General features: G+C 49.7%; 26 protein-coding genes and 1 pseudogene. 5 read left to right on the top strand and 22 right to left on the bottom strand.

Translation table 11 applies throughout. From position 1 onward, the window contains the following. The first annotated feature begins 4 nt into the window (after positions 1–4). The 3 genes and pseudogenes from dfrA12 to EOS97_RS25210 all read left to right on the top strand — a co-directional run. Positions 5–502 carry a trimethoprim-resistant dihydrofolate reductase DfrA12 gene (dfrA12, locus tag EOS97_RS25220; protein ID WP_001083725.1) on the top strand — a complete coding sequence of 166 codons (498 nt, stop codon included), beginning with the start codon at positions 5–7 and terminating at the stop codon, positions 500–502. Between the two features lie 111 nt (positions 503–613). After that, positions 614–904, top strand: a complete 291-nt coding sequence (locus tag EOS97_RS25215; protein ID WP_001336345.1) for a DUF1010 domain-containing protein — start codon at positions 614–616, stop codon at positions 902–904. A 5-nt stretch (positions 905–909) separates the two neighbouring features. Continuing rightward, a pseudogene (locus EOS97_RS25210) lies at positions 910–1,497 on the top strand (AadA family aminoglycoside 3''-O-nucleotidyltransferase); the annotation flags it as partial. A gap of 53 nt (positions 1,498–1,550) precedes the next feature. On the opposite strand, the gene EOS97_RS25205 reads toward EOS97_RS25210, so the two are convergent. Further along, positions 1,551–2,255, bottom strand: coding sequence for an IS6-like element IS26 family transposase (locus EOS97_RS25205; protein ID WP_001067858.1), 705 nt, complete (start codon positions 2,253–2,255; stop codon positions 1,551–1,553). A gap of 319 nt (positions 2,256–2,574) precedes the next feature. Between EOS97_RS25205 and EOS97_RS25200 the strand changes: the two genes are divergently transcribed. After that, positions 2,575–3,750, top strand: a complete 1,176-nt coding sequence (locus EOS97_RS25200; RefSeq protein WP_063865358.1) for a multidrug efflux RND transporter periplasmic adaptor subunit OqxA2 — start codon at positions 2,575–2,577, stop codon at positions 3,748–3,750. 23 nt (positions 3,751–3,773) lie between these two features. After that, entirely contained in the window at positions 3,774–6,926 is a 3,153-nt protein-coding gene (locus tag EOS97_RS25195) for a multidrug efflux RND transporter permease subunit OqxB2 (protein ID WP_032495443.1), read from the top strand. A gap of 69 nt (positions 6,927–6,995) precedes the next feature. Here EOS97_RS25195 and EOS97_RS25190 read toward each other — a convergent pair whose 3' ends face one another. From EOS97_RS25190 to EOS97_RS25085, 21 genes are all read right to left on the bottom strand, one after another. Beyond that, positions 6,996–7,475, bottom strand: coding sequence for an Rrf2 family transcriptional regulator (locus tag EOS97_RS25190; protein WP_000888203.1), 480 nt, complete (start codon positions 7,473–7,475; stop codon positions 6,996–6,998). A 101-nt stretch (positions 7,476–7,576) separates the two neighbouring features. After that, a complete protein-coding gene (locus EOS97_RS25180; RefSeq protein WP_001067858.1) occupies positions 7,577–8,281 on the bottom strand; it encodes an IS6-like element IS26 family transposase in 705 nt (234 codons plus the stop codon). A 122-nt stretch (positions 8,282–8,403) separates the two neighbouring features. Further along, positions 8,404–8,715 (bottom strand): DUF957 domain-containing protein, encoded by a 312-nt coding sequence (locus tag EOS97_RS25170; protein ID WP_001165367.1) that lies wholly within the window; start codon positions 8,713–8,715, stop codon positions 8,404–8,406. A 515-nt stretch (positions 8,716–9,230) separates the two neighbouring features. Further along, a complete protein-coding gene (locus EOS97_RS25165) occupies positions 9,231–9,551 on the bottom strand; it encodes a hypothetical protein (protein ID WP_001133831.1) in 321 nt (106 codons plus the stop codon). A 179-nt stretch (positions 9,552–9,730) separates the two neighbouring features. Continuing rightward, positions 9,731–9,958 carry a hypothetical protein gene (locus EOS97_RS25160; RefSeq protein WP_000276410.1) on the bottom strand — a complete coding sequence of 76 codons (228 nt, stop codon included), beginning with the start codon at positions 9,956–9,958 and terminating at the stop codon, positions 9,731–9,733. A gap of 227 nt (positions 9,959–10,185) precedes the next feature. Continuing rightward, positions 10,186–10,797: a DUF6012 family protein gene (locus tag EOS97_RS25155; RefSeq protein WP_077248242.1), complete on the bottom strand. Its 612-nt coding sequence runs from the start codon at positions 10,795–10,797 to the stop codon at positions 10,186–10,188. 111 nt (positions 10,798–10,908) lie between these two features. Continuing rightward, positions 10,909–11,442: an HNH endonuclease gene (locus EOS97_RS25150; RefSeq protein ID WP_000241454.1), complete on the bottom strand. Its 534-nt coding sequence runs from the start codon at positions 11,440–11,442 to the stop codon at positions 10,909–10,911. Positions 11,443–11,502: 60 nt separating this feature from the next. Beyond that, entirely contained in the window at positions 11,503–11,691 is a 189-nt protein-coding gene (locus EOS97_RS25145) for a hypothetical protein (protein WP_000159618.1), read from the bottom strand. After that, entirely contained in the window at positions 11,688–11,999 is a 312-nt protein-coding gene (locus EOS97_RS25140; protein WP_000172889.1) for a hypothetical protein, read from the bottom strand. Before EOS97_RS25140 ends, EOS97_RS25145 begins: the two co-directional genes overlap by 4 nt. Positions 12,000–12,061: 62 nt before the next feature. Further along, positions 12,062–12,301: a hypothetical protein gene (locus EOS97_RS25135; RefSeq protein WP_001180999.1), complete on the bottom strand. Its 240-nt coding sequence runs from the start codon at positions 12,299–12,301 to the stop codon at positions 12,062–12,064. A gap of 249 nt (positions 12,302–12,550) precedes the next feature. Then, the gene (locus EOS97_RS25130) at positions 12,551–14,935 is read right to left on the bottom strand and encodes a phosphoadenosine phosphosulfate reductase family protein (RefSeq protein WP_000469466.1); all 2,385 of its coding nucleotides are present in this window, start codon (positions 14,933–14,935) and stop codon (positions 12,551–12,553) included. 172 nt (positions 14,936–15,107) lie between these two features. After that, complete coding sequence (locus EOS97_RS25125; RefSeq protein ID WP_000182314.1) at positions 15,108–15,557, bottom strand: hypothetical protein; 450 nt, start codon at positions 15,555–15,557, stop codon at positions 15,108–15,110. Positions 15,558–15,608: 51 nt separating this feature from the next. Further along, on the bottom strand, positions 15,609–16,400 hold the full coding sequence (locus tag EOS97_RS25120) for a hypothetical protein (RefSeq protein WP_046788417.1): 792 nt from the start codon (positions 16,398–16,400) through the stop codon (positions 15,609–15,611). Positions 16,401–16,626: 226 nt separating this feature from the next. After that, the gene (locus EOS97_RS25115) at positions 16,627–16,884 is read right to left on the bottom strand and encodes a hypothetical protein (RefSeq protein ID WP_042634392.1); all 258 of its coding nucleotides are present in this window, start codon (positions 16,882–16,884) and stop codon (positions 16,627–16,629) included. 65 nt (positions 16,885–16,949) lie between these two features. Then, on the bottom strand, positions 16,950–17,276 hold the full coding sequence (locus EOS97_RS25110; protein ID WP_000556022.1) for a hypothetical protein: 327 nt from the start codon (positions 17,274–17,276) through the stop codon (positions 16,950–16,952). A gap of 415 nt (positions 17,277–17,691) precedes the next feature. Further along, on the bottom strand, positions 17,692–17,838 hold the full coding sequence (locus tag EOS97_RS26840) for a hypothetical protein (protein ID WP_001426334.1): 147 nt from the start codon (positions 17,836–17,838) through the stop codon (positions 17,692–17,694). A 280-nt stretch (positions 17,839–18,118) separates the two neighbouring features. Further along, positions 18,119–19,369: a site-specific DNA-methyltransferase gene (locus tag EOS97_RS25105; protein WP_000104323.1), complete on the bottom strand. Its 1,251-nt coding sequence runs from the start codon at positions 19,367–19,369 to the stop codon at positions 18,119–18,121. A gap of 168 nt (positions 19,370–19,537) precedes the next feature. Beyond that, positions 19,538–20,146: a hypothetical protein gene (locus EOS97_RS25100; protein ID WP_000833773.1), complete on the bottom strand. Its 609-nt coding sequence runs from the start codon at positions 20,144–20,146 to the stop codon at positions 19,538–19,540. A gap of 155 nt (positions 20,147–20,301) precedes the next feature. Next, positions 20,302–20,559 carry a hypothetical protein gene (locus EOS97_RS25095; RefSeq protein WP_001290637.1) on the bottom strand — a complete coding sequence of 86 codons (258 nt, stop codon included), beginning with the start codon at positions 20,557–20,559 and terminating at the stop codon, positions 20,302–20,304. Positions 20,560–20,623: 64 nt separating this feature from the next. Beyond that, on the bottom strand, positions 20,624–21,052 hold the full coding sequence (locus EOS97_RS25090) for a hypothetical protein (RefSeq protein WP_001133498.1): 429 nt from the start codon (positions 21,050–21,052) through the stop codon (positions 20,624–20,626). Positions 21,053–21,146: 94 nt separating this feature from the next. Then, on the bottom strand, positions 21,147–21,524 hold the full coding sequence (locus EOS97_RS25085) for a hypothetical protein (protein ID WP_000853477.1): 378 nt from the start codon (positions 21,522–21,524) through the stop codon (positions 21,147–21,149). Positions 21,525–21,701: the final 177 nt, after the last annotated feature.

The following is a 21,701-nucleotide window of genomic DNA, read 5'->3' as shown; positions in this document are numbered from 1 at the left end:
CCATATGAACTCGGAATCAGTACGCATTTATCTCGTTGCTGCGATGGGAGCCAATCGGGTTATTGGCAATGGTCCTAATATCCCCTGGAAAATTCCGGGTGAGCAGAAGATTTTTCGCAGACTCACTGAGGGAAAAGTCGTTGTCATGGGGCGAAAGACCTTTGAGTCTATCGGCAAGCCTCTACCGAACCGTCACACATTGGTAATCTCACGCCAAGCTAACTACCGCGCCACTGGCTGCGTAGTTGTTTCAACGCTGTCGCACGCTATCGCTTTGGCATCCGAACTCGGCAATGAACTCTACGTCGCGGGCGGAGCTGAGATATACACTCTGGCACTACCTCACGCCCACGGCGTGTTTCTATCTGAGGTACATCAAACCTTCGAGGGTGACGCCTTCTTCCCAATGCTCAACGAAACAGAATTCGAGCTTGTCTCAACCGAAACCATTCAAGCTGTAATTCCGTACACCCACTCCGTTTATGCGCGTCGAAACGGCTAACCATTCCGTCAACGGGACGCCAAAATGCTGCGCATTTTGGTTCCCTCCGCTGCGCTCCGGCTCTCGTTACGTCCAACGTTAGCACCACTGAAACCCAGCTTTATTTAGCTCATGTTTATTCAAACGGCATTTAGCTTTTCAGGCGTTATTCAGTGCCTGTTTTGCCTTTTTTCCGGGCTTCGCCTGCATGGGCTGCGCAGGTTTTCAGTCTTTTTGGCCTCTAGCCCTTGCGTAGCAAGCGCAAGCAGCTATCGTTTTTGCAGTGCTGTGCCGCCTCGGTGGCGCAGCGTTTTTTCACGGTTAGCGCCCGTCGCCAAATTCAAGTTATCCGTTTTGGCTTCTGGTTCTAACATTTCGGTCAAGCCGACCCGCATTCTGCGGTCGGCTTACCTCGCCCGTTAGACATCATGAGGGAAGCGGTGACCATCGAAATTTCGAACCAACTATCAGAGGTGCTAAGCGTCATTGAGCGCCATCTGGAATCAACGTTGCTGGCCGTGCATTTGTACGGCTCCGCAGTGGATGGCGGCCTGAAGCCATACAGCGATATTGATTTGTTGGTTACTGTGGCCGTAAAGCTTGATGAAACGACGCGGCGAGCATTGCTCAATGATCTTATGGAGGCTTCGGCTTTCCCTGGCGAGAGCGAGACGCTCCGCGCTATAGAAGTCACCCTTGTCGTGCATGACGACATCATCCCGTGGCGTTATCCGGCTAAGCGCGAGCTGCAATTTGGAGAATGGCAGCGCAATGACATTCTTGCGGGTATCTTCGAGCCAGCCATGATCGACATTGATCTAGCTATCCTGCTTACAAAAGCAAGAGAACATAGCGTTGCCTTGGTAGGTCCGGCAGCGGAGGAATTCTTTGACCCGGTTCCTGAACAGGATCTATTCGAGGCGCTGAGGGAAACCTTGAAGCTATGGAACTCGCAGCCCGACTGGGCCGGCGATGAGCGAAATGTAGTGCTTACGTTGTCCCGCATTTGGTACAGCGGGCACTGTTGCAAAGTTAGCGATGAGGCAGCCTTTTGTCTTATTCAAAGGCCTTACATTTCAAAAACTCTGCTTACCAGGCGCATTTCGCCCAGGGGATCACCATAATAAAATGCTGAGGCCTGGCCTTTGCGTAGTGCACGCATCACCTCAATACCTTTGATGGTGGCGTAAGCCGTCTTCATGGATTTAAATCCCAGCGTGGCGTTGATTATCCGTTTCAGTTTGCCATGATCGCATTCAATCACGTTGTTCCGGTACTTAATCTGTCGGTGTTCAACGTCAGACGGGCACCGGCCTTCGCGTTTGAGCAGAGCAAGCGCGCGACCATAGGCGGGCGCTTTATCCGTGTTGATGAATCGTGGGATCTGCCACTTCTTCACGTTGTTGAGGATTTTACCCAGAAACCGGTATGCAGCTTTGCTGTTACGACGGGAGGAGAGATAAAAATCGACAGTGCGGCCCCGGCTGTCGACGGCCCGGTACAGATACGCCCAGCGGCCATTGACCTTCACGTAGGTTTCATCCATGTGCCACGGGCAAAGATCGGAAGGGTTACGCCAGTACCAGCGCAGCCGTTTTTCCATTTCAGGCGCATAACGCTGAACCCAGCGGTAAATCGTGGAGTGATCGACATTCACTCCGCGTTCAGCCAGCATCTCCTGCAGCTCACGGTAACTGATGCCGTATTTGCAGTACCAGCGTACGGCCCACAGAATGATGTCACGCTGAAAATGCCGGCCTTTGAATGGGTTCATGTGCAGCTCCATCAGCAAAAGGGGATGATAAGTTTATCACCACCGACTATTTGCAACAGTGCCAGTTTTATTGTTACATTTAAATCCACGCCGGGATCGCGGTTTTTTATCCCCCCCCTGGACCGCACATAAAGTGCAACAATTATTCTTGCACTTAGTTAAGCGCCTTCCTACAATCGCCGCGATAGTGTATTCGAAATTGTTACAGTTTTGTGGCGATGATCGACACAAATGGCCTTAAGCCAGCCCGGACAAAGGAAGTGGCGCGGCTTCTCACGCTGCGTCTTGCCCGGCGGCTACATTTACCGGAATAAAAATAATGAGCCTGCAAAAAACCTGGGGAAACATTCACCTGACCGCGCTCGGCGCGATGATGCTCTCCTTTCTGCTCGTCGGCTGCGACGACAGCGTCGCACAGAATGCTGCGCCTCCCGCCCCGACGGTCAGCGCCGCTAAGGTGCTGGTGAAGTCGATCAGTCAGTGGGATAGTTTTAACGGTCGCATTGAAGCGGTGGAGAGCGTTCAGCTTCGCCCTCGCGTCTCGGGATACATTGATAAAGTGAATTACACTGACGGCCAGGAGGTGAAAAAGGGCCAGGTGCTGTTCACGATAGATGACAGAACCTATCGCGCCGCGCTGGAGCAGGCGCAGGCGGCGTTGGCAAGAGCCAAAACGCAGGCCAGCCTCGCGCAAAGCGAGGCGAACCGCACCGATAAATTAGTCCATACCAACCTCGTCTCCCGTGAAGAGTGGGAGCAGCGCCGGTCAGCCGCGGTTCAGGCGCAGGCCGACGTTCGCGCCGCGCAGGCGGCGGTGGATGCCGCGCAGCTTAACCTCGACTTCACCAAAGTGACCGCCCCTATTGACGGCCGCGCCAGCCGGGCGCTGATCACCAGCGGTAACCTGGTCACCGCGGGCGACACCGCCAGCGTGCTCACCACCCTGGTCTCGCAAAAGACGGTGTACGTCTACTTTGACGTCGACGAGTCAACCTACCTCCACTATCAAAACCTCGCCCGCCGCGGGCAAGGCGCGTCCAGCGATAATCAGGCGCTCCCGGTGGAGATTGGCCTGGTGGGCGAGGAGGGTTACCCCCACCAGGGCAAAGTGGATTTTCTCGATAATCAGTTAACGCCGAGTACCGGCACCATCCGCATGCGTGCGCTGCTGGATAACTCGCAGCGTCTGTTCACGCCGGGGCTGTTTGCCCGCGTGCGTCTGCCGGGCAGCGCAGAGTTCAAAGCCACGCTGATCGACGACAAAGCGGTACTGACCGATCAGGATCGTAAATACGTCTATATCGTTGATAAAGATGGTAAAGCACAGCGCCGCGACATTACCCCAGGGCGGCTGGCAGACGGTTTACGCATCGTTCAGAAGGGGTTGAATCCTGGGGATAGCGTCATCGTCGACGGCTTACAAAAAGTGTTTATGCCGGGTATGCCGGTTAACGCCAAAACCGTTGCCATGACCTCCAGCGCCACCCTTAACTGATCCCTAATCAGAGAATCCAAGACATGGACTTTTCCCGCTTTTTTATCGACAGGCCGATTTTCGCCGCGGTGCTGTCGATTTTAATTTTTATCACCGGGTTAATCGCTATCCCACTGCTGCCGGTGAGCGAATATCCGGATGTCGTCCCGCCGAGCGTCCAGGTGCGCGCGGAGTATCCCGGCGCCAACCCGAAAGTGATTGCCGAGACCGTGGCGACGCCGCTGGAGGAAGCGATCAACGGCGTTGAAAACATGATGTACATGAAATCGGTCGCCGGCTCCGACGGCGTGCTGGTCACCACCGTCACCTTCCGCCCGGGTACCGACCCGGATCAGGCGCAGGTTCAGGTGCAGAACCGCGTCGCGCAGGCCGAAGCGCGTCTGCCGGAGGATGTACGCCGTCTGGGGATCACCACCCAGAAGCAGTCTCCGACGCTGACCCTGGTGGTGCATCTGTTCTCCCCCGGCGGGAAGTACGACTCGCTGTATATGCGCAACTACGCCACGCTGAAAGTGAAGGATGAGCTGGCGCGCCTGCCCGGCGTCGGCCAGATCCAGATTTTTGGCTCCGGTGAATATGCGATGCGCGTCTGGCTGGATCCCAATAAGGTCGCTGCCCGCGGTCTGACGGCCTCGGATGTGGTGACGGCGATGCAGGAGCAAAACGTCCAGGTGTCTGCCGGACAGCTTGGCGCCGAGCCGCTGCCGCAGGAGAGCGATTTCCTGATCTCCATTAACGCCCAGGGCCGTCTGCATACCGAAGAAGAGTTTGGCAATATCATTCTGAAAACGGCGCAGGATGGCTCGCTGGTCCGCCTGCGCGACGTGGCGCGCATCGAGATGGGTTCCGGTAGCTATGCGCTGCGCTCCCAGCTCAACAATAAGGATGCGGTCGGGATCGGTATCTTCCAGTCACCCGGCGCTAACGCCATCGATCTGTCGAACGCGGTACGCGCCAAAATGGCCGAGCTGGCCACCCGCTTCCCGGAAGATATGCAATGGGCGGCGCCGTACGACCCGACGGTTTTCGTCCGCGACTCCATCCGCGCGGTGGTGCAGACGCTGCTGGAGGCGGTAGTGCTGGTGGTGCTGGTAGTGATCCTGTTCCTGCAGACCTGGCGCGCGTCGATTATCCCGTTGATCGCTGTGCCGGTATCGGTGGTGGGTACCTTCAGCATTCTCTATCTGCTGGGCTTCTCGCTGAATACCCTGAGCCTGTTCGGGCTGGTACTGGCTATCGGTATCGTGGTGGACGACGCCATCGTGGTGGTGGAGAACGTCGAGCGTAATATCGAAGAGGGGCTTGCGCCGCTTGCCGCGGCGTATCAGGCGATGCGTGAGGTCTCCGGGCCGATTATCGCCATTGCGCTGGTGCTGTGTGCGGTGTTCGTGCCGATGGCGTTTCTCTCCGGGGTCACCGGCCAGTTCTACAAACAGTTCGCGGTGACCATCGCCATCTCGACGGTGATCTCGGCCATCAACTCGCTGACGCTCTCCCCGGCGCTGGCGGCCCTGCTGTTAAAGCCGCACGGCGCGAAGAAAGACCTCCCTACCCGGCTGATCGATCGCCTGTTTGGCTGGATTTTCCGTCCGTTTAACCGCTTTTTCCTGCGCAGCTCGAACGGCTATCAGGGACTGGTAGGCAAAACGCTTGGACGCCGTGGCGCAGTGTTTGCGGTGTACCTGCTGCTGCTCTGCGCCGCTGGGGTGATGTTTAAAGTCGTCCCCGGCGGGTTTATTCCCACCCAGGATAAGCTGTATCTCATTGGCGGCGTGAAGATGCCGGAAGGGTCGTCGCTGGCGCGCACCGACGCGGTGATCCGCAAAATGAGCGAGATCGGGATGAATACCGAAGGGGTCGACTATGCGGTCGCTTTCCCGGGGCTTAACGCGCTGCAGTTCACCAACACGCCGAATACCGGGACGATCTTTTTTGGCCTGAAACCGTTCGACCAGCGCAAACACACGGCGGCGGAAATTAACGCGGAGATCAACGCCAAAATCGCGCAAATCCAGCAGGGCTTTGGCTTTTCCATCCTGCCGCCGCCGATTTTAGGTCTGGGTCAGGGTTCCGGCTACTCCCTGTACATCCAGGATCGCGGAGGGCTGGGCTATGGCGCGCTGCAAAGCGCGGTGAATGCGATGTCCGGGGCGATTATGCAGACGCCGGGGATGCACTTCCCGATCTCGACTTACCAGGCTAACGTGCCGCAGCTGGACGTGCAGGTCGATCGCGATAAGGCGAAAGCGCAGGGGGTATCGCTAACCGATCTGTTCGGTACGCTGCAGACCTATCTCGGCTCGTCTTATGTCAATGACTTTAACCAGTTCGGGCGTACCTGGCGCGTGATGGCCCAGGCTGACGGACCATACCGCGAGAGCGTGGAAGATATCGCCAATCTGCGCACCCGCAATAATCAGGGCGAAATGGTACCGATCGGCAGTATGGTGAATATCAGTACCACCTACGGGCCGGATCCGGTGATCCGCTACAACGGTTATCCGGCGGCGGACCTGATTGGCGATGCCGATCCGCGGGTCCTCTCTTCTTCGCAGGCGATGACGCATCTGGAAGAGCTGTCGAAGCAGATCCTGCCGAATGGGATGAATATTGAGTGGACGGATCTCAGCTTCCAGCAGGCCACCCAGGGCAACACGGCGCTGATCGTCTTCCCGGTGGCGGTGCTGCTGGCATTCCTCGTACTGGCCGCGCTGTATGAAAGCTGGACCCTGCCGCTGGCGGTGATCCTTATCGTACCGATGACGATGCTCTCCGCGCTGTTTGGCGTCTGGCTGACCGGGGGCGATAACAACGTCTTCGTGCAGGTGGGTCTGGTGGTCCTGATGGGCCTGGCCTGTAAAAACGCCATTCTGATCGTCGAGTTTGCCCGCGAGCTGGAGATCCAGGGGAAAGGCATCATGGAAGCGGCGCTGGAGGCATGCCGCCTGCGTCTGCGCCCGATCGTGATGACCTCCATCGCCTTTATCGCCGGGACCATTCCGCTGATCCTCGGCCACGGCGCGGGGGCGGAAGTCCGCGGCGTCACCGGGATCACGGTGTTCTCCGGGATGCTGGGCGTGACGCTCTTCGGTCTGTTCCTGACGCCGGTGTTTTACGTGACGCTACGGAAACTGGTGACCCGCAGGAAGCCGGTCCAGGAGGATCTGCCCGCCTAGCCTGCAGCAGATAACAAAAAAACCGCCTTCACAATTTGAAGGCGGTTTTTTTTCGTCACCAGAAAATGATTAATGCGCTTTTTTAAAGCGGGCGATCATTTCCGGCACCGGGTCGCAGCCGCTGGTATCGGCGTTTTTGACCGCCTCCAGCGCGCTGGCCACGGTATGGCGAGCGAGGACGTTTAACGAAGCCTGCTCTGCTTCATCGGCAACCGATTTGAAGTACCAGCAGGCGTTGGCGCTGACCACGCAGCGGGCCGGGACGTCAGGACGCGACGCCCACAGTTTTTTATCTTCGATAACCGAAAGATAGATATCACGCAGGGTGATCTTGTCCGCCGGACGGCCAAGATGAATTGAGCCGTTGCGACCAAGCGTGGAGACGATAATGCCGTCACGAGTTAGCGGAACCATTAGTTTACGGATAAAGCTCGGGTTCGCTTCCAGGCCGTAGGCCAGAATCGCACTCGTCGAACGTTCACCCATCTGCTCCGCCATTGCTACGCTGAGAACCATCTGCAAAGCTGTCGGGAAGCGGTAATCTAACATGGCAGTGTCCTGGGTTGCGGTGAATCTTGTTCTTTTTAGCACCGCAGAGGGCACTGTTGCAAAGTTAGCGATGAGGCAGCCTTTTGTCTTATTCAAAGGCCTTACATTTCAAAAACTCTGCTTACCAGGCGCATTTCGCCCAGGGGATCACCATAATAAAATGCTGAGGCCTGGCCTTTGCGTAGTGCACGCATCACCTCAATACCTTTGATGGTGGCGTAAGCCGTCTTCATGGATTTAAATCCCAGCGTGGCGTTGATTATCCGTTTCAGTTTGCCATGATCGCATTCAATCACGTTGTTCCGGTACTTAATCTGTCGGTGTTCAACGTCAGACGGGCACCGGCCTTCGCGTTTGAGCAGAGCAAGCGCGCGACCATAGGCGGGCGCTTTATCCGTGTTGATGAATCGTGGGATCTGCCACTTCTTCACGTTGTTGAGGATTTTACCCAGAAACCGGTATGCAGCTTTGCTGTTACGACGGGAGGAGAGATAAAAATCGACAGTGCGGCCCCGGCTGTCGACGGCCCGGTACAGATACGCCCAGCGGCCATTGACCTTCACGTAGGTTTCATCCATGTGCCACGGGCAAAGATCGGAAGGGTTACGCCAGTACCAGCGCAGCCGTTTTTCCATTTCAGGCGCATAACGCTGAACCCAGCGGTAAATCGTGGAGTGATCGACATTCACTCCGCGTTCAGCCAGCATCTCCTGCAGCTCACGGTAACTGATGCCGTATTTGCAGTACCAGCGTACGGCCCACAGAATGATGTCACGCTGAAAATGCCGGCCTTTGAATGGGTTCATGTGCAGCTCCATCAGCAAAAGGGGATGATAAGTTTATCACCACCGACTATTTGCAACAGTGCCGAATTTCTTCGATCAGTTTATTAATATCCGCCATTTCAAATACGAGAGTGGTCACAGGCTTACTCTCCCTCTTCAGTGGACAACATCAGATACTTTGTTGCCAGCAGAAGCTCTCCCACATCCTTGAGGGACAATTCAGCTTTGCCTTCTACGGCAAGCTGCAAGCGCTGTCGAATTGCATGAACAGAATCTGAAGATAAAGATGCCATTTTGCGCAAAACGGCATTAGCCTTTTCTACAGCAGGATACAGAATTTCTGAGTTGGTATTATCTTCGTCATTATCAAAGATAATTTCAGAATCCATATTGATGTTATCTTCAAGCCAGCTTGAAAGCACTTCAAGTAATGACATCACCTTTTCAATTTGCATATCGCCTCCTCTGTTAATGTGAAACAAATATAACAAAGTGGCTTACCCGGCTAATAACCTGAGCAGAAAGTTTTCGCACTTTGTTTGAAAACAACTTTTCTGCTCAGGTTAATGTTAAAGTCGCTGTGTAAAAGATAAAGGGCACTAAAGATGATTTAAGCATCAAACAGACTAAATCGGATTCCGTCTTTTATATCGCTTTTAAAATAGAATGAATGAAATATAAATTTAGCGTTTATGATTGAACGCTGTAGAGGTTGATTTATCCAGTGATATTCAGTTTGGGGCCTTAAAAAGGTTTTATTTTGGATTCGAATTACAAAGGGAGCACCGACATTTTTCTGGGGGCTCCCGCAGAGAAAAAGCGGTGAGGCTATGAAGACGAAGAGGAGGTATTCGACGAAATACTGTATGGCCACAGGAGAGCTTCAGCACCCATATCCTGCCGTCTCGCTCGCCTGTAATGATTTCAACATGTACAACGTCATACCACGTAGTTGTATTTCTCACTTTGTTTATGCTTCCTGACACCGTGTGAACGCAATCTTCGTCTGGATGCGTTCATAGATGGAAAACTGCCTTTCAATGGAACCGGCATTAGACAGTAATTCATGAAGCTCAGCAGAGTCTGTATCGGGAACGATAGCTACAGAAACTCCATATCTCCGTCCAATTTTGATTAGGTGCGCAAGCTGTTCTTTTTCGGATTCTGTGAGCATTGCCAGATCTCTTCCGGACACCTGCTCTATAAACGAACCAAGGTTTTTGGGAAAAAAGGGTTCGGCATCAGAGTTATGTGCTGGGCGCGTCTGCGGCTTATCGAAGCTATTGGGCATGAATAGAACCTATACAGTTAGAGAACTGGAGAATGGATAAAGACTCTATGAAAATCAGTTGTGCTACACTCGAATGCTAATCAAGCTTTATGATGGCTTTAGTAGGGATGGCCGTCAACTTAAACCGATAAGAAGGGAGCCATTTATCGTTAAAGTAACTTTCCCGGATGATGCTCTTTTTACGAAATAAGTTTCTCACACTCCTGTATAAGAGTCGCCCTGGAACGAGATCGACTGGCTTTGCTTAATGAAGAGCGTAGTTGATGTTCATCAACCCCATCAGCGATAAACTGACCGATTTTTGTTTCAAGCCGCTGCATTGCCTCGTAAAGCTTGGCATCCGCATTATTTTTAAGAAACCTCAGTATATAATCAGCAATAATTTGGACGGGAGTGAACTTATACATTATGTATCCTTAAGACGTTGTGTTAAATGATTCAAAAAAATTTATAACCAGACGTAAATTATTATACATAAGTAAGCACTTTAGCTAACAAGCTGGAGGAGTGAATTTCGGTTAGCAACTATATTTTAGAAGCTGATTGCTGAATAGACAAAGCCCGGCTTACCGGGCATTCATTTAATTAGATGCTAGAAATCTGACCCGTCGTCTGACTTTTATTCCAGGCAGAGTTAGGAACTAATAATGATGGCCTGGTCAGTTTGAGGAAGCCGGTTTCCTCTGATAAATGCAGGGTGGTTTAAACGAGAAGAAGAAATGGTCATCGCCAGAAATGTCTCTTCACGCGAACGCAGAAATTCCCCCCATGAATAGGTTTCCCATACGTCGTGAGAAAGGTCGGATTCCTTTATGTACCGGGATTGCATTGTTGGCTCAAAATCGACAGGGGCTAAACTGTCATAGGATGGATGAACACGGTACCCCAATCCCTCCTCCGTCTGATGGTATGCATGTGCCAAAAGGACATCGTGGGAGACCAGGTCATAGTCGTTGTCCTGAACGAGCGTTTTTACGGTATGACTAATTTCCCCAAAGCCGTCTATTTCCCAGAGCGTTATCATTGTGAACTCAGCTAAAGTTCGTGGGCTCTTTACCAGAAAGCCATTTAATGCTCGTCGCCCCTTCAGCATGCCAACGTGGTAGGTCTTGTTGGGATAGGGTTTCATTGCCACCAGCGAATCAGCTTTAAGCTCAAGTGACAATTCAGGGACAGACACGGACATGAGAGTACACTTGTTTTTCATATGGTGAAGAATACGTGGCACAAGATGCAGATACATCATTTTCTCCTTTTATGGATATAACTGGCAGATCCTCAGCAGCATCAAAATAGTTAATAGACTTTTTTAATTGGTTAACCACTGTTGATTGACTTGTTTTATGTCTCTGAGAAATTATTCGTTTTGTTTCTGTTCGTTATACTGCTCAAACCAGAAGACGACCGGTTTTACTACAATATGAAGCAAACCAAAACGTTCTGCGGTACGGAAATTCACGCTATATGCGCGAGCCCGTTCAACCTGTTTGGTAATTTCATTTCTCATTCCTTCAACACTAAAAGCTCCTTTAAAAAGGTTGCAGGGAGCGCATGATGGAAATAAGTTTTCTATTGCATGCAGTTCAGGGTGCATAACCTTACCCGTACTTCGGGCAACATGAGTTACGCCGCTGCCGACCGGGGCTCTCACCAGTTCAAAGTCGCGTCGAACAGGCTCAACATGATCGGCATGCCACCCTTTTTCAGGAAGCTTGCAACCACAATAGGCACAACGCCCCCCAAATTTCATTCGCAGCTCAGCTCGCTGTATTTTAGAGATCTTATTTTTAGGTTTTGAGAACCTACCATCAGGTGATTCCGCTTTGGATAACTTTGCTGAGGGCTCAGGTAACTCAACTAAATTCCCGTTGATATTTATCACCTTGACCATATCATTTTCCGCCTTTACTAATCTCACGGGCACAGGAGCTGGCTTAAGTAACCGCTGAAGTTAACAGCCACTGACTGCCTCTACCCAGACCTTCTGTTTATACTCAATAGGCCACCCCTCTTTATCTGCCCGGATGACGCAATCATTTACCGTGGTGCGTGACCGGATACGAACATCAAGCGGAAGCGAATCGTTATCCACACGAGCCTGTGCCTCATTTAAAATGCGTAAAAACATCTCTTTGGTCATTCAGATACCCCCTCAACTTTGCGAATTTTGATCAGATGAGGGCGATTCAGTTTACAAAGTTGTTCTGTCGCTTCATCAATCGAATTGAACCGATGAGCCTCTTCGATATTTAAAGTCCAGTATTTCGCTTTCCCTTCTCCCAGATCGGACTCAAAATAATTTCGCTTTACATCCATTTTTTTAGGCCTGCCATTTATCTTGACGACATTATGTCTGTCATCAAAAAGAAATTCGTCCCCCTCAAAAGTGATTAATACAAATGGCCCCTCAGGCTTGGAAGTCCGGGGACTTCCCATTTTCAAAGTCATACTTCAGCCTCTCGATAGAACTCATGAAACCTCAAATTAAAATGGACTCACACCACACTGATTCAGTATTCCTCCTGAACCCCATTAGGCTCTGTTGTGATTTCATATTTAATACCGCCAGGTGCTCCCACAGCGTCCGCGACCGACTCACACAGCAGCGAGAGATCGTTGAGGGTCATTGGGTGTTCAATGTCCAGCGTGAAGAGTTTCCCGGCTTGCTTGGCGGCTGTCTTGTCAGCATGTTCAGCATTAAAAAGGTATACGGTGTGTTTTTCCTGAGCGGGGGTATTTTGATTTTGCATTGATGATCCTTTTGTTTAGTTCCCCGATTCCGGGGGTGAGTGAATTAATTTAAATTTATATTTGTCTGGTTTAATTAGAACGTTTCCAGGCTATGCGTAAACAGGTAATGCAAAGGCTGTATCAACAGGATTAAAGTTACTTTTCTGGATGCAGCAACGCTTGGACATGATGTCCACATTACATCACGATCAAAGCTAAGTTTTTTTTGTATAACCCCTTCATTTTCGTGTGTTTCGCGTTTCAGACGCTTATACGACCTGCCTGACCATCCTCATCAGAAGGCGGTTTAACAGTCCTTTCGCTGTCGGGCGATTGCTATCGACATAGTAAAAACCTGTTTTGGTCGTACCGTGAGCACTGCTCAGCACCCTCAGTTCCCAGATAACGTCACGGATAACGCCGCCATTTTCTGGCTTAAGGCATTCAGATAAATGGCGCATGAAACGAGCTCTTACGGCACGGTAATAGCGGAACTCCTCTGGCTGGTTAGTATTTTCTTTCACCCGGAGTCGCTGGTTACACAGAGTTAGAACTGCATCCATCATTCCCGCCTTCAGCTTCGCCTGGATCGCACCTTGTTGCTGTTCCCTCTCACCTTCGAGTAACGTTAAGATTCTTTCTCCGAGTGCCGTCTTGTTGTGTACGTGCAACTGTACACAGGCAGCTACGCATGCCCAGAATCTGAACTTTTTTATCTGTCCACGCAATTTCCGGGCTACAACCTGACGGTATGCAGTATCGCTGAGTATTTTAAAACGCCGACTGGCAACCAGCTCTGGAAGCGACACTCTTTCGCCTATCCCCAGGCGGGAAAAGGTTTGTCCCCGTTGTGCGAGACGATGATAGACAGCGCCCTTCCCTTTTGAAATTCGGACCGCGCCATAACGAAGAAGATACTGAGCAGCAGTCGTTGGAGTAAACTCACCGTCAGCGATGCTCTGGCGTAACCCGTCGTATTCATGCCAGATAATCCAGGACGCCGTATCTTCTTCAACAGTCAGCTCATCCTCTTCCTCGAATGCCACGACGACAGAACTGCTCTCTCCGGTCTTTAGGCTACGTGAAGCCCTGGGGTCAGCCTGCCCGTCAAAATAGGTCATCAGCGGCAACGTATCAGTCAGTCCATCATAAGCTGTACCGAACCGGCCTCCGGGCAGTTTCATCCAGAGTGGAGCTGGCATTGGTGTACGGGCCACAGGCAGCATGTCAGGCTCATCCTCAAGAAGGTCCAGATCGGCCTCTTCCCAGACTCTGCGATAGATCTCAATTGCCCGAAACGGGCGAGGGTTGAAACAGTGCAACGACCAGAGGAAATCAACGTGGATCACGTTTGCTTCATGTACAAGCCGAAATTGTGGCTCAGCCATACGACGGTTATAAGCCGTATCGTCCACCTCGCCGGAAAGTAGCTTTCTGCGATGCTTTGCCGCACGTCTGGCTTCAACATAATCAAGGCTGCAACAGACATGAAAAAGACGTTCAGTCAGGGACGAAGAAAAGATATTGGGTTGAAGACGCACATACCCGCCTTCGAACACTTTACGACCGATATAATCCCGCAGGCTCCAGTCGTACTGGATCTTAGAAAGAAATCGCTGAAGACGACTTAGGCCTGCCTGATAACCATATTTCTCAGGGTCAGTGCGAAGGAGCGTTTCCATTGAATGGTCAACCCCTACGGCTGTGCAAAGCGAGCACCCATATCTAGCCCCACAAGCTGAGGTTCGCGTGGGTTTCTCCGGCGACCAGATACACTCTCCGGTGGCGTCTTTATAAAGCGTTGCCAGGCTGAAGTTATCCGGCATAAAGCTTGGTAAAGGGAAGCGGGATTCGGAACCACAGGCCATTAGAAAAGACCAGATGTCCTGAGTGCGCCACTCCTTTACTGGATAGAGTTCACCACCGTGCTCAGTCAGGGTTACTTTCCTCGCCTGCCCTCCCATTTTGAGGATATTTCCGGCCCTTCGGGCACTTTCATCATCCCTGGAGCCCAGCATCAGGCATACCCTGCTTCGTACGGATGCCGGGGCGTTTTTTAGATAACGAGCTTTGGCCTTGCGCAGGGGGGCGATTTTGTAGTCGGTTGAGCACTGACGGGTTGAAGAATTAGTCCAGGTCGGAAGTCCACGTCCAGTCAGAATGCGGCCTACCCAGCTCTGCGTAAGAGACGGTTGGGCGACAAGGACTGTGACCGGTAGCTGGTGTTCAGCAATGAACATTCTAAGCTGGTTGAGAACCTGTGAAGCCTGATAGTGCATCTCAGGGTTTTCGATCAGCGTATCGGACATCTGAATGAAATGATGTTCGCTGATATTTGTGCCGTTACGTACTGCCCTGATCAATGCCATCAGAAATAGGTGAAGAAGAGAATGGGAGTCTTTACCGCCACTGTATCCCACGCACATCGTCCATCCGTCCGTAATAGCCTGATAAATAGCAGATGTGGCTGACGTGACCAGAGAAGAAAGACTCACAGTCTCCTTTTCATCGGTATAGTTCAGATCGGCATCGGTTGTCAGGGTCTCCCAAACATCAGCCCATTTATCATGTTTCAAAATGGCAGCATTAGCCGCCTCAGGAAAAATAACTTCTGAGGGTAATTCAAGGAATGAGTCACTTTTTTCAATAAACATATATTTTCCTGAACCACGGCATATGCTGCATCACTGATATTTTTATTAGAACTTTAAAATAACTACAGCGCAACCATTTAGCGAAATTATATTAAATCAAAATCACGCAAATTTAATTCTTAAATAGATTTAAAATAAAAACCCATTGTAATTTAATCTCCCAGCACAGCTATTAGATATAGGTTGGTGGTGTAATAAAAGCCGTGACATTTGTTTTCAACTCAGACAGCGGAATTGAAGGAGTGTTAAGAGTCATGTCATCACCACAATGGCGTGGTAGAGCAGAAAGCTGAAATGAATCTTTCATCACCCTAATAACCGGGCATTCCGTACGTGCTGATGGCATTACTTCCCGCAGCATCGCTTCCTGCCTTGTGCTATCGCTATGCTTATATTCATCCTGGTCTGTTATTTCTTGAATTTCATCTTCACCACAAAATGACCAGTTAGCGTCATAGAAGTAAAACTCAGTTAACTGAAGATCGTTTTTTTTCACGTATGTCGCCAATTTGCGGATACGCTGTTCAAGCATTGTATCTATCCGTAAGGAAACACTTTGCGGAACATCACTTGCAAAGTCATTGATGCAAACAACGGTAGATACTATGAATTTATTGGTCATGGCAGGCTCCAGGCCACCGGGGGAACCGGTGGCTACGGTTATCAGGCAGGCTTATGCGCCGCAAAGGGTGTCAAGGGAAGGAAGAAGCTTGCTCAGCTTGTCGTAATCGAGCGGAGACAGTTCTGTAACGAGTTCGACCGAAAGACTGGTGTTGTCTTCTTCACTCAGAATATAGATTCCGTCTTCTGGCTCTTTTCCGGCACATGCCTTCAGTCGTCTGTTAACGACCTCCTGGGCTGAATCCGCTACGTCGCAGCTCAGGACATAGCTTGCCACATAGCTGCTCTCACCGTGGTAATGCGTCACTTTACACAGAGCATACTGGATACCGGCTTTGTGAGCCTCATTCATGAGACGAGAAAACTGACAGCCATCCTGGTAATAGTGGGTATCCTTTGTGACCAGAATAGTCATACCCCCAAATTCATCTGTCCGGCTTTTACTGCATGTAAATGCAGCAGTAATTGTTACCATTTCCGGGAGGTCGAATACCGACAGCACGGCAGTTGTGAGGCAAATTGCATGGTCAAGATCAATAGTCTCTCCATGAAAAACTGACAGCCCACTGCTGTTAACTTCTGTTGCGAACGACAGTTCATAATTACAGTCTGGGCAGGATGGTTGCCCAAAGCTCGGCTCTGAAGGGTCATACTCAGGGTGGTTCTCAATAATACTGAGAATCAGCTTCTCAGTCAGAGAACAATCTGCCAGTGGCTTATCAATCAAACGCTCACCTTCTGCAATTTCTGCTTCGGTAACGAATGTGATTGCTTCTTGTGCCATTTTAGCCTGCTCCTGAGTGCAGGGAATAATAAACGACGCCAGAGTATAATTATCTGCCACAGTTGACTCCTTGATTATTTAATTAATGTATTTGATGAGAAGATCATAACAAACACACTACTACCAACTAATAACCTGAAGTCGTTTTTTTAGAAAAAATATTAAGAAGAATATGAACACCACCTCATCTTAAATTAATATTGTTCAGGATTAATATTCATTTTTGCAAATAAAAACCGCCAGACGGCGGCTTTTATAAAGAGGGAAATATCATTGGAAGCTGAAATTACTTCACGGCAGGCCGACAAATTACGCGACTGCTGTGAGCTGAAGCGAAACTTGTAGAGGAAACTATAATCACCTTTTCTAAGTCGTCGGCACTGTCGGCAATATGATGCCGAAAAGCCTCCTCTGCATCACCAGGGGAATCGGCTTCGACCGGGTAGGCCTGATCATCATCATCAAACATAATGCGCCCGGAAATGAGATAAAGTCGGCTCAAATCTGGCGTCGCTGCGCTCGTGCTTCGTTCGTTCAGATTCATTTTTTCTCCGTCTGTTGCTCGTAAAAAGAATGACGCCGGTTTAAAAGGCGTCGCCAGGGTTCAGGCTAAAACGCAGGGTTGCCATCGAGGAAGCTCATTGGCTGGCCAATAGCGGATGCCACCCTGAGAATTTCACCTGGTGTGGCATAGCGCAGCATTTCTGAGCGTCCAAATTTCTGATACTCATCTACTGACATCTTTCTCCACTCGGGGTGAGGATCTTTTCCGCACAGTGACCAGTTGCTTTCAGAGGAATCACGACGGAGAACGTACACATCAAGCGAGGCTGTAAGCCCGCTTCCATATCCCCGCTGCGCTACAATACGAACCTGAGAACCATCGTCGCGTTGCAACGTCTGGGTTAATTTCGTGATAGGATCCTGAGAATGCATGCCATTTACCTCGTTTTTAAAAGAATTACCGTAAGTAAATGATACCGAATCGAGAATTCTGGCTAATAGGTCAGAAGAAAAAATATTGCATATTTTTGAAGTGTAGGATAATGATTAGAATAAAATGGCCTGAATAAATCGTTAGCTTTAACTCTGCTTATTTCAGAAAAACTCTGAATTAGTAGTGATGGAAAACGACGCGGTGAAAAGTAACTTTTACACCGCAATTCAGAAAAAAGTTTCAGTTAGTCACATTACGAATAACCCGGCTTACTTTCGCATGTGCGTTCCCCTGCATGTTAAAGTAAAGCCCTCCGGGCAGACTCGTCGCCCACTTAACGCCTCGCTCAGCCATACGCTTCGGTGTTTCCAGCCAACCACGAGGAATATTGCCCGGAACGTTACCGATAACCCGTCAAATGCATGCTGCTACCCGGATGCCGCCGGGAATATCGCATTTGGATTCAACAATATGCATGACCTCAGATAAAGCACCATGCCGCTGGACATGATCGCCAATGTGCAACTCGATAGGAGAAGCCATTTCTGAATCTGACTTCATATCTGTCCACCTTTAATTTAGAAACCGTCTAAATTACCAAATTAGTTAATCCAACAACATCTGTATCACAACCATCAATTTGTTTTTGTTGGGTCTATATCGTAGAAACAAGTGAATAATGAATACACTCGTTAATACAGACAACCGGAAATGAATGACTACCTGATTATCTCAGCGGTATATGCTAAGCCGTTAATATTGCCATTCTCTGGTGGAACCACTGCTAAATGAATAAACCGTTTGTCGCTTCAAACCACTTTATCAAAACCGTTAACTTGCATTAAGTCCGATACAGTTCGGCGAGCTCATCCAGCATGGGGTTACTCTTATATCCCGGTGCGGCCGTAAAAAGGTTTCGGGAAATCGCCAGCCACTCCATGATTTTGTCCGTCGCCAGCCAACGTCTGCCAAGTCGCTCGGCTGCGATGGGGACTTTATGCAAGCCAGCGAAGGGATCTACAACAAGATCTCCCGGCTCTGTCAAAAACTCAATCAGAAACGCTGCAAGCCTGGTAGGAGACGTTGCACCGTGCAGCGGAAAACCGAGCTCGCGGGCAATGGAATGGCAAAATCTCGTATCAGCGCAGCTATTGCCGTAAAACAAAGTATTCTTGGGGATCGTTCCTTCTGTTTTATTTCCAAAGGAACCGCTTTTAAGCTGGTACGCCCCATCACCATAAAAGGTCGTGCGATTTTCACCGCCTGCTGCCTGCAATTTTAGATGCTGGTCTGAATGCGGTTGTAGTACACGTAAGTTGTTTGAACGAACCTTACTCGCATCATTGGTAAACCACAGCACAGGCTCATACGATGAGCAGAGCTGCACCCGTTGCTTACATGCCCAGTGCGTTGGCGATGGGGGCTTACTGCGATTCACCCACTGAAGCCTGTCCATGAGCTCAAGCCCCAGCTTGTCACATAATGCCAGTGTCAGACGCTCCAGATACAGAGAACGTGAAGGCCTACCCCTATTAAAGCTATCTTGAGTGATATTCAATGCCACACTTGCGCCCGGTACAAGCTGTTTCACGATCGGTTCGAGGATACGCAGAAGCCAGTCAATATAAGCCTGCTCGCCACGCCCCCCTCCGTGCCCGTAGTCTCTTGAATTTCGAAGGAGGTAAGGTGGCGAGGTCAGGCAAAGATGAATTTGCTCGGTGATATTGCTGAAGAAGGCATAGGCGTTTCCAAAAACCGATGCCCCAAGAGAAGTTGAGAAACCGACAACACAGAGCTTTTCCCATGACTCATGCAGGTTTGTTTTCGTCTTAGAGGCGTATCTCCAGACGCCCCGTTTTTCTGGAACGCGTTCGATGACCCCGGCCTGACGGAGAGTCTGCTGAAACCAGCGAACCTTATGTTTGACGCCGCTGGTTCTGGTTTTATCTGACCCAAATTCTTTCAGTTCGTGCAATTCGGCATCCGACATGCCAGTTTTACGCTGCACTTCGCGATAAAGCTCGTCGTTGGTCAACGGCGATTCGGAGGCAGCGTAGATATGCGCAATTAAGTCCGTATTAATCGTACTCATCAGCCATCCTAATGGGGATACAGTTATTATATCGGCCTGATGGTTGGAAGTGAGATTACTAAATCAGACCGATCTGGTTTGTTGAAGACTTTGCCAAATCATGCAGCACAGCTGGGCTTGCACAGAGCGAGCCGGGCTCCTTTAGCGGAGACACCTTCGCAAGTTGGATTAATCAGCCTCAAGATTCTGGAACTCAATGAGCTTTTGCTCACACTCCTCCCTGCCCCACGATCCCTGCCAGTCACAGATGTCCCGGTACTTACTTTCCAGCTTATCCATCTGTGCGAGATTAGCTGTTGCGAAGTCTGTCCATATGTCATGCCAGCAAGCGTTGTACGTAACGCCAGCTGGTGGACAATACTCCATTGCATCAGCATTAATAATTTCAACGCGAAGATCGGTTGCAAACGAGGCTGCAACGAGGTTAATAACATCCTGTTCTTTTTCGATTACCGTGACATGGGTTACATCGTCTTTCTGAAGAATGGCGTGGAGCACCATACCAAGACCAAGACCATTAATGAGCACCCGCCCGGTGGCTCGCTCTATAAAATCCTGGCAGGTTCGGATCTCCATCGGGGTATTGGACATCACCACATCCCAGCCGTTGGACAAGCGGCGATATCTACCGGGCGGGATAAACTCATCTGTATTACCAGTACACTCGGCACGAAGGGCGAGGGTCAGCGCCTTATCTGTGGTAATTTCGAAAGTGTCCAGTTTCCAAGTTCCGGACTTGCCGTCTTTAACGGGTAAATCAGAAAAGCAGCTCTTCATCGAGGCAACCAAAATTCCAGTAGTTTTGTTACGCTGAACCTACCACAAACCCGCTCTTAATGAAGGCATCAGGAGCGATAGCGATCTTTGAGGCATCGTTTAAAACAGCGGCATCCTGTAACAGACACCCGATATTTTTTTTAATGCCGCAGGTGTTAAAGGTAGCGTTGCAAAGTTGCAACATCTTCAGGGGCAACCTCCACGCAGCTCCTGACACTGTAGTGATTTTCGCCGTTGTAGTCATAAACCCCACCGTCTTCAAAACTCAGCTGTTCAACCTCGCCAGCACACTCGGAAATCAGTGCCGTCTGGCAAGCATTTTTCTCACAATCGCTGACGAGTATACGAACATAGCTTTTCTCATGGTCGCCGTTACGGTTCTGGATCTTTACGATAAAGTGTTTTTCAGACATTTGTGCCTCCAGCTCAGGTTGAGGTTAATTTAGCGTTGCCCCGGTTCACCGGGGCAAGAATAAATCAACCCTTAATGAAATTGTGCCCCCAGGTGTTAGGCTTAAATGCCTGCTCTTTGATATATGTTTTCATTACCTTGCAGGTTTTTTTCAGGGCTTTGGTATTGGCATCGGTTACTGGGATAAAATGGCGAGAATGACGGTTTTCCCGGTACTGCTTATCAGCGTTTGGGTCAATTGCTTCGCTTTGCAGGAGCCCTTCGTGCCTGCCAATTACTATTACGTAGTTCATTTCACCTGAAACACGATCCGTGAGTAATTGAAGGGAAATATCAGCTGCTCGCGTGGCCTGGCTTGCAGATATTTTTGCATGCAAGAAAGCCCCCTTTCTGAATTTGGCCGGAGTTAGCCCTGTAATATCCTCAACACTAAAATTAAGTGAGGAAAGAATTGAAAATAAGTCGCAGCTAATGACTTCAGTATTATTAGGCATTTTACCCGTCCCCGTCCATATTCATGATACGGTAATGATACCAGGTCGATATCATTACCTAATAACTTGGTGAAAGAAAATCTGTAATTTTTAGTTAACTAAAATTAATAGTCTCAATACTGCTCAAGAATTCTTTTTTTACGTCCGGTGTAAAAGGTATACGTTCAATGTATTTATAAAGTGTCGCAAATGTTTTGGGTTCAATGTTTCGGGAGATAATGTCATCAATCGGATCTTCGAACATATTGATAAAGATATCGACATGCTGCTCTCCGCTTTCTGATGCCTTTGAAAGAAGACTGACCACTTCAATGTAGCGATTATCCTGCTCTGCAATGAACAACCAGTGCCCTTCGTTAAAGGCGGGTGCAGCGCTGTAGCGTTTAACAACAATTTCTGAAAGATTATATCCTGCCTGATTCAGCAGATTATTAAAGTTGAGTTGAGTTGAAATCACGTCTAACGTTTTCATAAAACCTCCTTTTCATCTGTACTTATTATACTGTTACCCAACCCCCAGCTAATAACCTCCCAGCAAATTTTCAGAAAAAAAACACCGCCTTTTATTTAAGATTGAACACATCCTTTTTAAATACCAACAATGATTATGAAACCACAATGTAAGTGAAGCGCCATTATGGAAAAGTAA

This window comes from Salmonella sp. SSDFZ54 (genome assembly GCF_004010735.1).
In the GTDB taxonomy this organism is placed as follows: Bacteria; Pseudomonadota; Gammaproteobacteria; order Enterobacterales; family Enterobacteriaceae; genus Salmonella; species Salmonella enterica.
Note: the sequence above shows the minus strand (reverse complement) of the source record. Positions and strands in the feature narration are given on the sequence as shown.

What these genes read in the sequence shown, in the direction of transcription:
- dfrA12 (WP_001083725.1), top strand. Translation starts at nt 5, where the DNA reads ATGAACTCGGAATCAGTACGCATTTATCTCGTTGCTGCGATGGGAGCC.
- EOS97_RS25215 (WP_001336345.1), top strand. Translation starts at nt 614, where the DNA reads ATGTTTATTCAAACGGCATTTAGCTTTTCAGGCGTTATTCAGTGCCTG.
- EOS97_RS25205 (WP_001067858.1), bottom strand. Translation starts at nt 2,255, where the DNA reads ATGAACCCATTCAAAGGCCGGCATTTTCAGCGTGACATCATTCTGTGG.
- EOS97_RS25200 (WP_063865358.1), top strand. Translation starts at nt 2,575, where the DNA reads ATGAGCCTGCAAAAAACCTGGGGAAACATTCACCTGACCGCGCTCGGC.
- EOS97_RS25195 (WP_032495443.1), top strand. Translation starts at nt 3,774, where the DNA reads ATGGACTTTTCCCGCTTTTTTATCGACAGGCCGATTTTCGCCGCGGTG.
- EOS97_RS25190 (WP_000888203.1), bottom strand. Translation starts at nt 7,475, where the DNA reads ATGTTAGATTACCGCTTCCCGACAGCTTTGCAGATGGTTCTCAGCGTA.
- EOS97_RS25180 (WP_001067858.1), bottom strand. Translation starts at nt 8,281, where the DNA reads ATGAACCCATTCAAAGGCCGGCATTTTCAGCGTGACATCATTCTGTGG.
- EOS97_RS25170 (WP_001165367.1), bottom strand. Translation starts at nt 8,715, where the DNA reads ATGCAAATTGAAAAGGTGATGTCATTACTTGAAGTGCTTTCAAGCTGG.
- EOS97_RS25165 (WP_001133831.1), bottom strand. Translation starts at nt 9,551, where the DNA reads ATGCCCAATAGCTTCGATAAGCCGCAGACGCGCCCAGCACATAACTCT.
- EOS97_RS25160 (WP_000276410.1), bottom strand. Translation starts at nt 9,958, where the DNA reads ATGTATAAGTTCACTCCCGTCCAAATTATTGCTGATTATATACTGAGG.
- EOS97_RS25155 (WP_077248242.1), bottom strand. Translation starts at nt 10,797, where the DNA reads ATGATGTATCTGCATCTTGTGCCACGTATTCTTCACCATATGAAAAAC.
- EOS97_RS25150 (WP_000241454.1), bottom strand. Translation starts at nt 11,442, where the DNA reads ATGGTCAAGGTGATAAATATCAACGGGAATTTAGTTGAGTTACCTGAG.
- EOS97_RS25145 (WP_000159618.1), bottom strand. Translation starts at nt 11,691, where the DNA reads ATGACCAAAGAGATGTTTTTACGCATTTTAAATGAGGCACAGGCTCGT.
- EOS97_RS25140 (WP_000172889.1), bottom strand. Translation starts at nt 11,999, where the DNA reads ATGACTTTGAAAATGGGAAGTCCCCGGACTTCCAAGCCTGAGGGGCCA.
- EOS97_RS25135 (WP_001180999.1), bottom strand. Translation starts at nt 12,301, where the DNA reads ATGCAAAATCAAAATACCCCCGCTCAGGAAAAACACACCGTATACCTT.
- EOS97_RS25130 (WP_000469466.1), bottom strand. Translation starts at nt 14,935, where the DNA reads ATGTTTATTGAAAAAAGTGACTCATTCCTTGAATTACCCTCAGAAGTT.
- EOS97_RS25125 (WP_000182314.1), bottom strand. Translation starts at nt 15,557, where the DNA reads ATGACCAATAAATTCATAGTATCTACCGTTGTTTGCATCAATGACTTT.
- EOS97_RS25115 (WP_042634392.1), bottom strand. Translation starts at nt 16,884, where the DNA reads ATGAATCTGAACGAACGAAGCACGAGCGCAGCGACGCCAGATTTGAGC.
- EOS97_RS25110 (WP_000556022.1), bottom strand. Translation starts at nt 17,276, where the DNA reads ATGCATTCTCAGGATCCTATCACGAAATTAACCCAGACGTTGCAACGC.
- EOS97_RS26840 (WP_001426334.1), bottom strand. Translation starts at nt 17,838, where the DNA reads ATGAAGTCAGATTCAGAAATGGCTTCTCCTATCGAGTTGCACATTGGC.
- EOS97_RS25105 (WP_000104323.1), bottom strand. Translation starts at nt 19,369, where the DNA reads ATGAGTACGATTAATACGGACTTAATTGCGCATATCTACGCTGCCTCC.
- EOS97_RS25100 (WP_000833773.1), bottom strand. Translation starts at nt 20,146, where the DNA reads ATGAAGAGCTGCTTTTCTGATTTACCCGTTAAAGACGGCAAGTCCGGA.
- EOS97_RS25095 (WP_001290637.1), bottom strand. Translation starts at nt 20,559, where the DNA reads ATGTCTGAAAAACACTTTATCGTAAAGATCCAGAACCGTAACGGCGAC.
- EOS97_RS25090 (WP_001133498.1), bottom strand. Translation starts at nt 21,052, where the DNA reads ATGCCTAATAATACTGAAGTCATTAGCTGCGACTTATTTTCAATTCTT.
- EOS97_RS25085 (WP_000853477.1), bottom strand. Translation starts at nt 21,524, where the DNA reads ATGAAAACGTTAGACGTGATTTCAACTCAACTCAACTTTAATAATCTG.